We start from the raw sequence: 13,477 nt of genomic DNA, 5'->3' as shown, positions 1-13,477 counted from the left end.
GGTGCTTCGGGTGCGTGGGGTGCAGCCGGCTGCGGCCGTGTCTCGGCCGGCTAGAGCTTGATCCCGCCGAGGAGGCTCGCGAGGCTCGCGGTGCTCGCTGTGATGCTCGGGGCGATGGCGGAGCCGGCGAGGAAGAAGCCGAAGAGCGAACAGACGAACGCGTGGCTCAGCTTCATCCCGTCCTTCTTGAAGAACAGGAAGCAGATGATGCCGAGGAGGACGACGCCTGAGATGGACAGGACCATGGGAATCTCTCCTGGTGGGTGGGGACAGTCACCATCAGTACTTCCAGGCTCACAGGAAGTATCAATGCGACAAAAGGTGCATACGGGTGAATCCAGGAGTTTTTCACTGGACCGGCGCACTCCGGCTGGCGCGCCCGGCGTGATGGGGGGCAAGGGGGATCATTGCCTCGGCCGCGCCCGGACATGTGCAGGTCGGGGCGCTACCCTGTCGATTCACCCGTACGGACGCAGTGCCGTCCGTCGCCCTGCCCGCCCGGCCGGGGGCGGGCCGCCGGGACGGGTCCTGCCAGCAGCCAGCGAAAGGCGGTACGAACGATGAGCGAGCACACCGAAGGCGGCTCCGGTTCCCAAAACGGCCCCGACGAGGACGTCATCGAACTGGCCACCAAGATCTTCGACCTCGCCCGCCAGGGCGAGACCGAGACGCTCGCCGCGTACCTCGACGCCGGCGTCCCGGCCAACCTCACCAACGACCGCGGCGACACCCTCGTCATGCTCGCCGCCTACCACGGCCACGCCGACGCCGTCTCCGCCCTGCTGGCCCGCGGCGCCGAAGCCGACCGCGCCAACGACCGCGGCCAGACCCCGCTCGCGGGCGCCGTCTTCAAGGGCGAGGGGGACGTCATCCGCGCGCTGCTCGCCGGCGGGGCCGATCCGACGGCCGGTACGCCCTCCGCCGTGGACACGGCGCGCATGTTCGCCAAGGCCGACCTGCTGGAACTCTTCGGAGCCGAGTAGTCCGCTTTTGCCGGGGATCCGGCCGCGCCGGACGGCGCCCCGAACTCACAGGTTGGTCACGGCCCCCGTAAATGTGGTCGCGGTGCACAAACCGGCTGGGTCATCATGGCGACGGATTCGATTCGCGAGCACGGCGGACGGGCAGGACGGGCAGGACACGACGGGTGTCCGGCCCGGCCCGGCCACCCGGCCCACGAAGCACCGACGAGAGTGAGAAGTCAATGGTCTACATCGAGCGGAACATGACGGCGGACGTCCTCACATGCTGTTACGCGGCCCTGTGAATCCCGATTCCCGGTTGCGTCCCCAGCTTGATTTGAGGCCTTTCCCATGTTCGAACCAGTCATAGCGCCAAGCGGCACCCTGCTCGGCATGCTCCAGCGGGGCCGCGGCGACGGCACGCTGCACGCCCTCGCGGCACCCAGGACGCAGGCCCTGCGGGCCCTCGACCAGTGCGTGCTCCGGGACCCGCGCCAGGACTGGCAGGTCGAGAACCGCTCCCTGTACTACGCCCGGCTCTACCTGGACCTCGACGGTCCCCTCGGCGAGATCGAGGCCCACCTCTTCAGCGCCGACGACCTCGTCGACGAGGAGGACCACCGCACCGGCCTCGCCCTGTCCGTCCTCGGCCACCTGGCCTCCTACGGCCGCGACGACGCCCTGATGCTGCTGCGCAGGTACGCCGCCTCCGGAGCCAACTGGGCCTGGGCGCTCGACGAGCTCGCCCTGCGCGACGACGACGAGGGGCTGCGGTCCCTGGCCGGCTCCGTCATCGCCCGCTTCCCCGTCTCGGCGCAGGGCGAGGCCGAGCTGGCCGCCGCCGTCCGCGACGCCTACGAGCCCCGGCCCTGGTGCCTGTGGGAGGAGTCCCCCCAGCACGGCGAGCGCCTGCGCGCCGCCCGCCAACAGGGCTCCTTCGACCGCTGGCAGCGCCAGCTGACGCCCAGCGGGCCCCGGCCCGACTGGGGGGTCCAGGCCGTCTTCGACTGGGCTGCCGACGGACTGCGCCGCGGCACGCCGCTGCACGTCCCCGCCGCGCGCTGCCTGGCCGCCGTGGCCGGGGCCGAGGACCGGTCCGCCATCCTCGCGGCCGCCGCCGGTGCATCCGGCGAGGCCGCCCGCGCCACCGCCCTGCACCACCTGGTCCTCGCCGAACCGGACAACCCGGCCGTGCTGGACCTCATCGAAGCCGCCGCCGACGAGCCCGCCATCGCCGCCTACGAGCGCATGTGCGGCCCCGCCGCCGTCGAACGCGCCCGCCGCTGGGTCCTGCGTCCCGACGCCCTGGGCGCGGCCGCCGCGGCCACCCTGGCCACCCGCGGCGGAGCCGAGGACGCGAGCCTGGTCCTGGCGGCCCTGCGCTCCACGGTCCGCGGCGACGGTCCCGACACCCCGCGGCTGTACGCCCTCGTGGACGGAGCCGGCCGCCTCGCGATCAACTGCGCCGCCCCCGTGCTGCGGCACATCTACCGGGAGACCGCCTCCTCGCACCTGCGCGGCCGCGCCGCACGCGCCCTGGCCGAAACCGACCCCCGCTTCGCGGCCGGATTCGCCGTCGAATGCCTGTGGGACTGCGAGGAGACCACCCGCGAGGTGGCCGCCCGGCACGCGGAGACGGCCGACGCCCGGGTGGCGCCCCGGCTGCGCCGCCTCGCCGCGGATCCCGCCGAGGAGGAAGACGTACAGTCGGCCGTGCGGAGCCGGATCACGCCGGAGTCCGCGGTGTAGCCGGTAGATGAGGCCGCTGCGGATCCTGGCCGTCTGGGAGACGAAGTCCTCTGCGGGGACGACGACAGGCACCTGGGTTTCCGCGTCTCGTTCACGGTGCGGCCGATCGCCGCTGCGGCGGGTACGGCGGGTACGGCGGGTACGGCGGGTACGGGACCGAGGGCCCGACCGGGGGCCGGACCGAGGGCGTGTGCACGACCGCCGTACGGTCCCTCCGGCCGGCCGGAGGCTTGTACTTCCGGGCCGTCGAGCCCTTCCAGCACCTCGTCGTCGCCGCCCTCGCCGCGGGCGCCCGCCGGCCCCGGCCCTCACGCCCCGCCGCTCGCGGGCGCCGGGCGGGGGTCAGCCGGCGCGGATGAAGCGCACCGGGGTCCCCGGCCGGGCCTGCGCCGCCGCGTCCAGTGCCGGTCCCACCGGGACCACCCCGACCACCGGGTAGCCGCCCGTGACCGGGTGGTCGGCGAGGAAGACCACCGGCAGGCCGTCCGGGGGCACCTGGACCGCGCCCAGCACCATGCCCTCGCTCGGCAGCTCGCCCTCCCGGGCGCGGGCCAGCGGGGCTCCCGCCTCCGTGCGCAGGCCGATCCGGTTGGACGCCGCCGAGACCCGGAACACCGAGCGCCACAGCCCCACCAGGGAGGCCTCCGTGAACCAGTCCGCCCGCGGGCCCGGCCGCAGCGGGAGCCGCAGTTCCTCCGGCGCCCCGGGCAGCGGGCAGAGGTTCCCGGCCGGCAAGCGGTCCGGACCCGGCGGGCCCACCGGCAGCGGCATCCCGGCCGACAGGGCAGGGGGCCCCAGGCCCGACAGCAGGTCCGTCGAGCGACTGCCCAGGACCGGCGGGACGGCCAGGCCGCCCCTGACCGCGACGTAGCTGCGCAACCCCCACTCCGCCCGGCCCACCTCCAGCTCCGCACCGGCCGGCAGCCGGACCGGCGCCCCCCAGGCCACCGGCCGGCCGGACACCCGTACCGCACAGGGCGCGCCCGTGACCGCCACCGTGGTCGCGGCGAGGGCCAGGAGGCCGACCCCGTCCACGGTCGTCTCCAGCGCCGCCGCGCCCGGGGCATTGCCGAGCAGCCGGTTCGCCAGCGCGTACGCCGCCGTGTCCAGGGCCCCCGAGCGCGGGACCCCCAGGTGCGCGTACCCCGCCCGGCCGCCGTCCTGGACCGTGGTCAGCGCACCCGGCCGCACCACCAGCAGGCCGCTCATCCGGCCGCCTCCGTGAACCGCACCCGCACGCCCGGGGCGAACAGCGCCGCCGGTTCCCGCTCCGGGTCCCACAGCACCGCGTCCGTCGACCCGATCAACTGCCAGCCGCCGGGGGAGGAGCGCGGGTACACCCCCGCGTACTCGCCGGCCAGGGCCAGCGAGCCGGCCGGCACCGCCGTACGGGGCGTGGCCCGGCGGGGCGGGTGGAAACGCTCGGCGAGCCCCGTCAGGTAGCCGAAGCCGGGGGCGAAGCCGCAGAAGGCCACCCGGAAGACCGTGCCGCCGACGATGCCCGGTACGGCTCCCGGGTCCACCCCCCACAGACGCGCGACATCCACCAGGTCCGGCCCGTCGTAGCGGACCGCAACGGTGACCAGCGGACCCTGCGACCGGGCGAGCGGCGCCACCTCCCAGCGCGCGATCCGGTCGCCCAGCGCGGCCGGATCCCGTACGCCGTCCAGCAGCACCGTCCGCGCCGCCGGCACGATGTCCCGTACGGCTCCCAGCTCGCCCGCGTCCCGGCGCCGCAGCAGCTCGGCGTGGAGCGCCGCCACCTCCGCGGCCGACTCCAGCTCGATCAGCAGGGCCTGCGTCCCGACCGCGAGGGTCCTCACGCGAAGGCCTCCACGCGGACGCCGGCCGCGCCCAGCGCCGCGCGGACGCGACGGGCGAGATCCGCGGCCCCCGGCGTGTCGCCGTGCAGGCACAGCGAGCGCGCGGCCACCGCGACCCGGGAGCCGTCCGCCGCCGTCACCGCACCCTCGGCGGCCATCCGCACCGCCCGCGCCACCACCGCCTCCGGGTCGTGCACCACCGCCCCGGGCTCGCCGCGCGGCACCAGCCTGCCGCCGGGCGTGTAGGCGCGGTCCGCGAAGGCCTCCGGGACGGCGGTCAGCCCAGCCCCGGCCGCCGCCGAGAGCAGCAGCGAGCCGGGCAGCCCGAGCACGGGCAGGGAGCCCCCGGCCGTCAGGATCCCGGCGACGACCGCGCCGGCCTGGTCGGCGTCGTGCACCGTGCGGTTGTAGAGCGCGCCGTGCGGCTTCACGTACGACACCCGGGAGCCCGCCGCGCGGGCGAACACCTCCAGGGCCCCGATCTGGTAGGCCACCTCGTCCGCCAGCTCGGCGGCCGGCACGTCCATCGACCGGCGGCCGAAGCCCGCCAGGTCGCGGTAGGACACCTGCGCGCCGATCCGCACCCCCCGCGCGGCCGCCAGCTCGCAGACCCGGCGCATGGTGGACGGGTCCCCGGCGTGGAAGCCGCAGGCGACGTTGGCGCTCGTGACGACGCAGAGCAGCGCCTCGTCGTCGGTGAGCGTCCATCGCCCGAATCCCTCGCCGAGGTCGGCGTTGAGGTCGATCGCCGCCTCGGAGGGTGTGATCATGGAAGCCATGCGGTGAGCGTAGAACAGCGCACGCCCCCGCCCCCCGATGGCCGGGGACGATCCGGCCGCGGCGGCCGGGGACGATCCGGTCCTGGCGGCCGGGGACGATCCGGCCGAACCATGCCGTTTGGGATGTTGTCGGGGTCAGCGCCTAGTCTTTGCCCGTGACTCTCCCCGCCCCGGCGAAGACCCTTCCGTCCCCGGCGCCGGGCCCGGCCGCCGACGAGGGCCTGGCCCGGCGGCTGCGCGCCCTCGCCTGCACCGCCCCGCTCCACGACCTCGACGTGCGCAAGGCCAATCTGGCCGGCGAGTACGGGGTCTACGCGATGGCGGAGGTAGCGCTGGCCGCGATCGACCTGGTCACGCTGAACATGGACTTCGACACCGGCGCCGACCACGAGCAGATAGTGGCCAGGCTGCTGCCCCGTGTCGCCGCCCAGGCCCCGGGCCGGCCGGCGGCCGAGCACGAGCGGGTGGCCCGCTGGGTGCTGGAGAACCTGATCAACGTCGGCAGCGTGGACCGCGGCTTCCGCGCGCGGTACGGCACCTTCGGGCCGGACGGCGTCTACATCCGCCGCGACTACGACTTCAAGCTGATCGAAGAGGTGCCGGGCTACGGCGGCGCGGTCTACCTGCGCACCACCGACGAAGCGGTGAACGTGCTGGTCGGCGCCCTCGACACGGACGTCACCAGCGCCCAGATCGCCGCCGAGGTGAAGCTGGAGGTCCTCATCAGCCGAGGCCGTCTCGCCGACGCCCAGCTCGCCGCCGAACAGGCCCGCTACCGCACCGTGCAGTACGCCGAGACGCTGCGCCGCACGCTGGACGCCACCCGGCGCAACGTACGCGCCGTGGACTGGCTGGTCGCCGTCCCGGACATGATCGCCGAAGCGCTCGACCACGTCGCCGACCGCTACCGCCACGAGAACGCGATCCTCACCAACATCCGCAAGGCACGGGACGAGGCGGAGGAGCCGGAGAACAAGCGGCGCGCCGCCGAGCTGGTGGACATCGTCAAGGACTGCATCCGGCGCCACACCCAGCTCCAGTCCAGGCTCCTGGACGCCGGACCGCTCTTCCGCGCCGAGCAGGACCGCCAGGCCTTCGCCGCCCCCGCGACGCGCACTGGCATCGACCTGTACGGCCAGCTGGTGGCCCCGCTGCTGCCGCTGCCGCTCGAAGGGGCGATCCGGGTCACGGACGCGTTCTTCGCCTCCGGGGCGGGACTGCGCACGCCGGTGTCGGTACGGGTGGGCGACCTGGTCGACATCCTGCTCACCCCGCCCGTGGAGCGGGAGCACCTCGGGGCGCAGATGCCGGAACCGGACCTCATCGCCACCCCGGACGACAGCCGCTTCAGCGAGGAGCAGCTCGCCGCCGCGATGCGGCTCCTCGATCTTCCGCACGACGCCCCGCGCCGGCTGTCCGGCCTGCTGGCCGAGGCCCGCCGCAGTGACCCCGAACTGCCGTACCTGGTGGCCCTGCTGGCCGTCCACGCGGCGAGCCCGGCCGTCGGGACGGCCTACCGCCAGGGTGAGGAGCGGCTGCTGTTCGCGGTGGACGACGGCACGCAGCTCGACGACCCCGAGTTCGGCGGCGCGGACCTGATCGTCGGCACCGCCCTCCTCGACGCGGCCGGCATGGCCGCAGCCCGCGCGGAGGCGGCATGAGCCGCACCCGGCACGACACCGCCGGCGGGGCCCCGGCCCCGGCTTCCGGGTGCCACCCGGCCCCGGCTCCGGCTTCCCGCCGCCCGGCCCCGGCTCCCGCTTCCCGCCGCCGCCCGCTTCGCGGTGCCGGCACGGGATCCGCACCCGCGGACGGGCCGTGCAGGGACCGCCGCGTGAGCACCGCACACCGTGACCACACCACCCGTGACCACACCACCGTCGAGGAGATCCGCCCGTGAGCGACCACCACGCCGAGCACCCCGCGTGGAGCGAGCCCGACGCGGCGCCGGCTCCCGTCGCGCCCGCCTCCGGCGGCGCCCTCACCCCCGCCGACGCCGCGGACGCGGCCCGGCTCGTCGCGCTCGGGCTGCAGCCCAAGCTGCTGCCCGCCCGCGACGCCGAGTACGCCGAACTGCTGCGCCGCTACCGCGAGGACCCCGCCTTCGGCCGCCTCGCCGACGCCGTCGCCACCGGCCTCGGCCTCGTCGTCCTGGAGGTGTCCCCGCGCGCCGGCATGGCCGTGGCCGCCGGGGAGGACTCCGTCTTCGCCGTCCGCATGGGCGACTACGCCCGCCGTACCGCCGCCGAATCCGCCGACCGCTTCCTGCACGGCCTCGCCCACCTCGCCGTCGCCGCCCTTGCCTTCCCCCGCCCGGAGGACCTCGCCGACGACGGCTACATCGGCCGCATCACCGTCAACGGCGTCGACGCCTTCGTCCGGCAGACCTGCCGCCGCCTGGAGGAGCGCGCCGAGCAGACCGGCGAGAACACCGACCCCGCCTCCGACGCGCCCGGCCTGGAGGCCGCCTGGCGCGTCTACGCCCGCCGCAGCGCGACCGGCGCCACCAAGGACGCCCGCCGTCTGGCCGGCTCCACCACCGGCATCGTCGGCAAGGCCGCCGCCTTCCTCACCGAATCCGGCTTCCTCCAGCGGACCGGGGACGAGTCGGGCGGCACCTACCGCACCACCCCCCGCTACCAGCTCCAGGTCCGCGACATGGCGGCCGGCGCGGCCATGGCCGAGCTCCTGGAACTGGGTGTGGTCCCCGTCAGCGACGGCTCCGCCACCCTGCTGCCGCCGCCCGAGGGCGACGACCTCGAACTCGCCGCCGACGCCGGCCTGCCCTTCCACGCCTGAGCCCGGCCTGCCCTTCCACGCCTGCGCCCCGGCCCCCGACCCCGCACCACCGCCCGCCCCGCACCCCGCAGACCTACGAGAGACCACGAGAGTCCGCCGCCATGTACGAGCTGTCCCGGATCCGCCTCTACTCCATCGGGCCCGCCGGCGCGCGCTACGCCGACACCGTGCTCGACCTGCGCGGAGTCGGGGAACCGGTGCCCCATCCGGCGCCGGCCCAGGCGGAGTTCTTCGAGGACGAGCCCACCGGGCCGCCGCGCCGCCCCGCGCCCGCCGGCGTGCTCTTCCTGGAGAACGGCGGCGGCAAGTCCGTCCTGCTCAAGCTGATCTTCTCGGTGATGCTCCCCGGCCACCGCAACACCCTCGGCGGCGCCAGCTCCGGCGTCCTGCGCAAGTTCCTGCTCGCAGACGACTGCGGCCACGTCGCCCTGGAGTGGCAGCACACCCGGACCGGCGAGTGCGTGGTCGTCGGCAAGGTCAGCGAGTGGCGCGGCCGCCAGGTCTCCAGCGACCCGCGCAAGTTCGCCGAGGCCTGGTACTCCTTCCGCCCCGGGCCCGGACTGAGCCTGGACAACCTGCCGGTCGCCGAGGCCACTTCCGTACGGCCGCCCGGCGAAGGCGTCTCCGGCGCCCGCGGCCGCCGCCGCACCATGAAGGGCTTCCGCGACGCCCTCACCGAGGCCGGCAAGGCCTACCCGCACCTGGAGGTGTACTTCGAGGAGATCCACGACCGCTGGAACGAACACCTCACCGAACTCGGCCTCGACCCCGAACTCTTCCGCTACCAGCGCGAGATGAACGCCGACGAGGGCGAGGCCGCCGGCCTCTTCGCCGTCAAGAAGGACTCCGACTTCACCGACCTGCTGCTGCGGGCCGTCACCGACACCCGTGACACGGACGGCCTCGCCGACCTCGTCCACGGCTTCGGCAACAAGCTCGGCCGGCGCGCCGAGCTGATGGCCGAGCGGGACTTCACCGCCGGATCGGTGGACCTGCTCACCCGGATCGTGGAGGCCGCCGAGACCCGCACCCGGCTGCGCGACGTCCACGCGGGCGCCGAGCGCCGCACCCGCACCCTCGCCCGGCGGCTGTCCGCCCGCGCCACCGACGAGCGCGGGCGGGCCGCCGACCTCGCCCAGCGCGTCACCGGCGCCGCCCACGAGGTCACCGCCGCCGAGTCCGCACGGGCCCGCAGCGCCGCCGTCTCCGCCGAACTCGCCTACCGGCACGCCTCGCTGGCCCTGGCCGTCGCCGACAAGGCCGCCGCCGCCCAGCGCCGCGAACTCCTCGAAGCGCGCACGCTGCACTCCGCCTGGCAGGCCGCCGAGACCGTCCTGCGCCACCGGGCCGCCGCCGACCGCTCCGCCCGGGTCGCCGCCGCCATCCGCGAGGCCGAGCGGGATGCCGCCCCGGCGCTGGCCGCCCGCGCCACGGCCGCCGCCGACCTCGTACGGGCCCTGCACACCGCCGCCGAGCACGGCGAGCGGCTGGCCAACGAGGAGGAGGAGCGCTCCGCCGAGCTCCAGGCCACCGGCGAGGCCGCGCACCGCGACGCCACCGCCGCCGCCACCGCGGCCCAGCGCGCCCGCAGCGAGGCCGAGCACCTGCGCTCGCGGCTCGGCGAAGTCCAGCAGGAGACCGCCGAAGCCGTCCGCGCCGGCTGGCTCGACGACTCGGCGCCCGACGCCGACCCCGCCCGCGCCGCCCTGGCCGCCGCCGACGCGGAGAAGACCGCCGTCGCCGCCTGGGACGAAGCCCGCGAGACCGCCCGCGCCACGGCCGAAGCCGCCCGTGAGGCCGCTGCCGCCGAATCCCGCGCCGAGCTGCACGCCGCCCGCGCCGCGGACGCCGCCGACGCCGCCGGATCGGCCTACGACGCCGAGCGCCGCACCGCCGCCTCGCTCGCCGAAGCGCCGCGTCTGGCCGCGCTGCTGGGCCTGCCGGGCGCCGCCGGACCCGCCCGCACCCCGGGCATTCCCGGGCCCCGCGGCCAGGTTCCCGCCGTAGCCGGTGACCGGGACGGACACGCCGCCCGGACCTTGGCCGCACAGGGCGAGGCCCGGACGGGCACTGCCGGAGCCGGGGACGACGCCACCACCGGCGGGCTGAGCGCCGAGGACCTCGACCGCAACGCCGACGACCTGCGCGCCCTGCTGAGCGACGGGGTCGCCTCCGCGGAACGGCAGCTGTTCGAGCTGCGCACCGCCGCCGCCGAAGACGCCCGCATCCTCGGCGCCCTCGGCGACGGCGGACTGCTCCCGCCCGGCCCCGACGTCCTGGCCACCGTCGAGTACCTCGGCGAGCACGGCATCCCCGCCCTCCCCGGCTGGCGCTACCTCGCCCAGTCCGTGGACCCCGCCGACCACGCGGCCGTCCTGGCCGCCCGCCCCGAACTCGTCGACGGCGTCGTCATCACCGACCCCGACACCCACAGCCGCGCCCGCGAGGTCCTCTCCGGCGCCGCGCTGCTGCCCCGCTCCACCGTCGCCGTCGGCACGGCCGCCGCCCTGCTGGCCCCCCTCCCCCCGGCCGCCGACGCCGATTCCGCCCTCTCCAGCATTTTCATCGTCTCGCCGAACCCGGCCATGCACGACGAGCACGCCGCCGACGAGGAGCGCCGGGCGCTGCGCACCCGCGCCACCGCCCGCGACACCGAGATCCGCGACCTGGCCGCCCGCCTCGCCGGGGACCGCGAACTGGCCGCCCGCCTCGCCTCCTGGCGCACCGGCTGCCCGCCCGGCCGTCTGGCCGAGCTGGCGCAGCAGGCCGCGGCCGCCCGTGCGTTCGCCGAGGAGGCCGACGCCGAGCTCGCGGAGGCCCGTACCGTACGCGCCGAGGCCGACGAGGCCGCCGCCGACGCCGCCCGCGTGCGCGACGAGCGGCAGGACACCGCCCAGCGGGCCCGCCGCACCGCCGACGCCCTCGCCGGCCTCGCCTTCCGTCTGCGCGAACGCTCCGGCTGGCAGGCCCGCCTGCGCGAACTGGCCGACGAGGCCGCCGAGTCCGAGGCCCGCGCCGAGGTCTGCCTGGACCGGGCCCGCGCCGCCGACGAGGACCGGCGTGCCGCCCAACGGGCCGCCGACGACGCCCGCCGCACCGCCCGCGCCCTGCGCGCCGAACGCGCCGAGATCGCGGGAGCCCCCGAGCCGCTCCCCGAGGCCGACGGCGCCCCCAAGGCCCCCCTCCCCGACCTGCGCGAGGCCTACCGTGCGGCCTCCCGGCTCTACGAGAAGGTCGGGGTCGGCGCCGACCTGCGCGCCGAACAGGCCCGCGCCGAGAGCGAGGAGAGCGCCGCCCTCGCCGAACTCGACCGCCTCAGCAACAAGGTCCGCACCCGCGCCGCCCAGCTCCTCGAAGGCACCGACGGAGCCGACGGCCCCTCCCGGCAGGCCGCGGCCGCCCGCGCCGAGTCCCTCGTACAGATGCTGGAGACCCGGGCGTCCACCGCCAGCGAGCAGCTCGGCCGGCTGCGCGGCGAGGCCGAACGCCACGCCCCCGCCGAGGGCGCGGCGCACACCGAACTGCCCGAGGAGCTGATCCCCGAGCACGTCGAGCACGCGCAGGCCCTCCTGCGCACGGCCACCGCCCAGCTCGCCGCCCACACCGCGGCCGTGGAGAGCGCCCGCGCCGCCCACGCGGACCTGCTGCGGGCCCACCGCACCGCCGAGGACGGCGCCGGCGGCTTCGAGGAGACCGCCGCCCTGCTGCGCGACCTCCTGCGCGACCACGCCCACGCGGAGGACGAGCAGGAGCCGGATCCCCACCCGGGCACCCTCGACGAGGCCCGCCGGTCGGCCACCGAGGCCCGCCGCTCCCTGCGCTCCTGCGCGGCCGACCTCTCCGCCGCCGAGTCCGCCGTGCGCGAGGCCAGCGACATCCTGGTCCGGCACGCCAACGCCACCCGCTACGAACAGGTGCGCACCCCCGCGCGCCAGCAGATCCGCGAACTGCCCGCCTCCGCCCTGCCCGAGCACGCGGCGGCCTGGGCCGCCGCCTTCGCGCCGCGCCTGCGCGTCCTCACCGACGAACTGGCGCAGCTGGAACGCAACCGCGACAGCATCGTCGACCGGCTGCGCGGGCTGGTGGAGTCCGCCCTGGCCACGCTCCGCTCGGCGCAGCGCCTGTCCCAGCTGCCGGAGGGCCTGGGGGAGTGGTCGGGCCAGGAGTTCCTGCGGATCCGCTTCGAGGAACCGGACCAGGCCACGCTCACCGGGCGTCTCGGCGAGGTCATCGACGAGGCCACCCGCGCCGCCCTGAAGAAGAACAGCGCCGCCACCTTCGGCGAGGGGCGCCGCGACGGCATGTCCCTGCTGCTGCGGGGCGTACAGGCGGCACTGGAACCCAAGGGCATCTCCGTGGAGATCCTCAAGCCGGACGCGGTGCTGCGCGCCGAACGCGTGCCCGTGGGCCAGATGGGCGACGTCTTCTCCGGCGGGCAGCTGCTCACCGCCGCGATCGCGCTGTACTGCACGATGGCGGCGCTGCGCAGCAACGACCGTGGCCGCGACAGGCACCGCCACGCCGGGACGCTGTTCCTCGACAATCCGATCGGCCGCGCGAACGCCACCTACCTGCTGGAGCTCCAGCGGGCCGTCTCCGACGCGCTGGGTGTCCAGCTGCTGTACACGACGGGCCTCTTCGACACCACGGCCCTCGCCGAGTTCCCGCTGGTCATCCGCCTGCGCAACGACGCGGACCTGCGGGCGGGCCTGAAGTACATCAGCGTGGAGGAGCACCTGCGCCCCGGGCTGCCGCAGCAGTCCCCGGAGGAGGAGACCATCCACGGCGAGATCACGGCGACCCGCATGTACCGCCGCAACACCACCCCCGCCTGACCCGGGCGGTGGCCCGCCCCGCCGGGCGCGGGCTACCGCCGGCCGAAGGCCGTCAGCGGCCCGTCGTCGCGGCGGATCCGGGCCGGGGCCGAAGCGCGCGCGGTGCGGGAGGCCCGGCGGGCCTCCCGGCGGTGGCTGTGCGCCGTGCTGCTCGGCGCCGAGACGACGCCGTGGCGCTGGTTCCAGGCCTGCCGGGTGATCCACACGTCCAGGACACCCCAGGTGGCCGCGACGGTCGCCGCTATCGCGCCCAGCGCCATCGGCAGGGCCAGCCAGGAGGCGGCCAGCGTCAGGTAGAAGGCGATCGTCGCCTGTATGAGGGTCAGGGACACGATCAGCACCGACCGCACCGCGGACTCCCGCACCGGATCCGGCATCCGGCGCCGGAGGGCCGGCTCCTCGATCCACAGGCCGCGCCGCCCGGCGCCGCCGGCGGCCGCCTCGTCGTCCTCGTATCCGCTCATGTCCGCTCACTCCCCGCCGCGCGGTTCGCCGTGCCTACTCCACGACGTCTACCCCAACGCGCTCCC

Annotated in this window: 10 protein-coding genes; 5 read left to right on the top strand and 5 right to left on the bottom strand. The window is 76.1% G+C overall.

The window, feature by feature from the left end; all coding sequences use genetic code 11:
* Positions 1–50: 50 nt before the first annotated feature.
* Entirely contained in the window at positions 51–245 is a 195-nt protein-coding gene (locus AMK16_RS28580) for a hypothetical protein (protein WP_030706611.1), read from the bottom strand.
* A 315-nt stretch (positions 246–560) separates the two neighbouring features.
* Here AMK16_RS28580 and AMK16_RS28575 point away from each other — a divergent pair, with 315 nt between their 5' ends.
* Together AMK16_RS28575 and AMK16_RS28570 are read left to right on the top strand one after the other, a co-directional pair.
* Complete coding sequence (locus AMK16_RS28575) at positions 561–983, top strand: ankyrin repeat domain-containing protein (RefSeq protein ID WP_073920218.1); 423 nt, start codon at positions 561–563, stop codon at positions 981–983.
* 330 nt (positions 984–1,313) lie between these two features.
* A complete protein-coding gene (locus AMK16_RS28570; RefSeq protein ID WP_073920217.1) occupies positions 1,314–2,711 on the top strand; it encodes a hypothetical protein in 1,398 nt (465 codons plus the stop codon).
* A gap of 342 nt (positions 2,712–3,053) precedes the next feature.
* On the opposite strand, the gene AMK16_RS28565 is transcribed toward AMK16_RS28570, so the two are convergent.
* The 3 genes from AMK16_RS28565 to AMK16_RS28555 are packed head-to-tail and all read right to left on the bottom strand — an operon-like array spanning position 3,054 to position 5,313.
* Positions 3,054–3,920, bottom strand: a complete 867-nt coding sequence (locus AMK16_RS28565) for a biotin-dependent carboxyltransferase family protein (RefSeq protein ID WP_073920216.1) — start codon at positions 3,918–3,920, stop codon at positions 3,054–3,056.
* A complete protein-coding gene (locus tag AMK16_RS28560) occupies positions 3,917–4,534 on the bottom strand; it encodes a 5-oxoprolinase subunit B family protein (RefSeq protein ID WP_073920215.1) in 618 nt (205 codons plus the stop codon). The genes AMK16_RS28565 and AMK16_RS28560 overlap by 4 nt, the downstream gene beginning before the upstream one ends.
* On the bottom strand, positions 4,531–5,313 hold the full coding sequence (locus tag AMK16_RS28555) for a LamB/YcsF family protein (protein WP_073920214.1): 783 nt from the start codon (positions 5,311–5,313) through the stop codon (positions 4,531–4,533). The genes AMK16_RS28560 and AMK16_RS28555 overlap by 4 nt, the downstream gene beginning before the upstream one ends.
* Before the next feature lie 155 nt (positions 5,314–5,468).
* On the opposite strand from AMK16_RS28555, the gene AMK16_RS28550 reads away from it, so the two are divergent.
* From AMK16_RS28550 to AMK16_RS28535, 3 genes are all read left to right on the top strand, one after another.
* Positions 5,469–6,974: a hypothetical protein gene (locus AMK16_RS28550; RefSeq protein ID WP_242438978.1), complete on the top strand. Its 1,506-nt coding sequence runs from the start codon at positions 5,469–5,471 to the stop codon at positions 6,972–6,974.
* A gap of 235 nt (positions 6,975–7,209) precedes the next feature.
* Positions 7,210–8,112: a hypothetical protein gene (locus AMK16_RS28540; RefSeq protein ID WP_073920211.1), complete on the top strand. Its 903-nt coding sequence runs from the start codon at positions 7,210–7,212 to the stop codon at positions 8,110–8,112.
* Between the two features lie 101 nt (positions 8,113–8,213).
* A complete protein-coding gene (locus AMK16_RS28535) occupies positions 8,214–12,947 on the top strand; it encodes a hypothetical protein (protein WP_073920210.1) in 4,734 nt (1,577 codons plus the stop codon).
* Between the two features lie 32 nt (positions 12,948–12,979).
* Here the strand turns inward: AMK16_RS28535 and AMK16_RS28530 are convergent, their stop codons facing one another.
* On the bottom strand, positions 12,980–13,411 hold the full coding sequence (locus AMK16_RS28530; protein ID WP_073920209.1) for a hypothetical protein: 432 nt from the start codon (positions 13,409–13,411) through the stop codon (positions 12,980–12,982).
* Positions 13,412–13,477 lie beyond the last annotated feature (66 nt).

It is taken from the genome of Streptomyces sp. CB00455 (genome assembly GCF_001905445.1).
In the GTDB taxonomy this organism is placed as follows: Bacteria; Actinomycetota; Actinomycetes; order Streptomycetales; family Streptomycetaceae; genus Streptomyces.
This window is presented reverse-complemented; position numbering and strand designations above follow the sequence as displayed.

Excerpts from the sequence above, each read along its gene's own strand:
- AMK16_RS28580 (WP_030706611.1), bottom strand. The coding sequence starts at position 245 with ATGGTCCTGTCCATCTCAGGCGTCGTCCTCCTCGGCATCATCTGCTTC.
- AMK16_RS28575 (WP_073920218.1), top strand. The coding sequence starts at position 561 with ATGAGCGAGCACACCGAAGGCGGCTCCGGTTCCCAAAACGGCCCCGAC.
- AMK16_RS28570 (WP_073920217.1), top strand. The coding sequence starts at position 1,314 with ATGTTCGAACCAGTCATAGCGCCAAGCGGCACCCTGCTCGGCATGCTC.
- AMK16_RS28565 (WP_073920216.1), bottom strand. The coding sequence starts at position 3,920 with ATGAGCGGCCTGCTGGTGGTGCGGCCGGGTGCGCTGACCACGGTCCAG.
- AMK16_RS28555 (WP_073920214.1), bottom strand. The coding sequence starts at position 5,313 with ATGGCTTCCATGATCACACCCTCCGAGGCGGCGATCGACCTCAACGCC.
- AMK16_RS28535 (WP_073920210.1), top strand. The coding sequence starts at position 8,214 with ATGTACGAGCTGTCCCGGATCCGCCTCTACTCCATCGGGCCCGCCGGC.
- AMK16_RS28530 (WP_073920209.1), bottom strand. The coding sequence starts at position 13,411 with ATGAGCGGATACGAGGACGACGAGGCGGCCGCCGGCGGCGCCGGGCGG.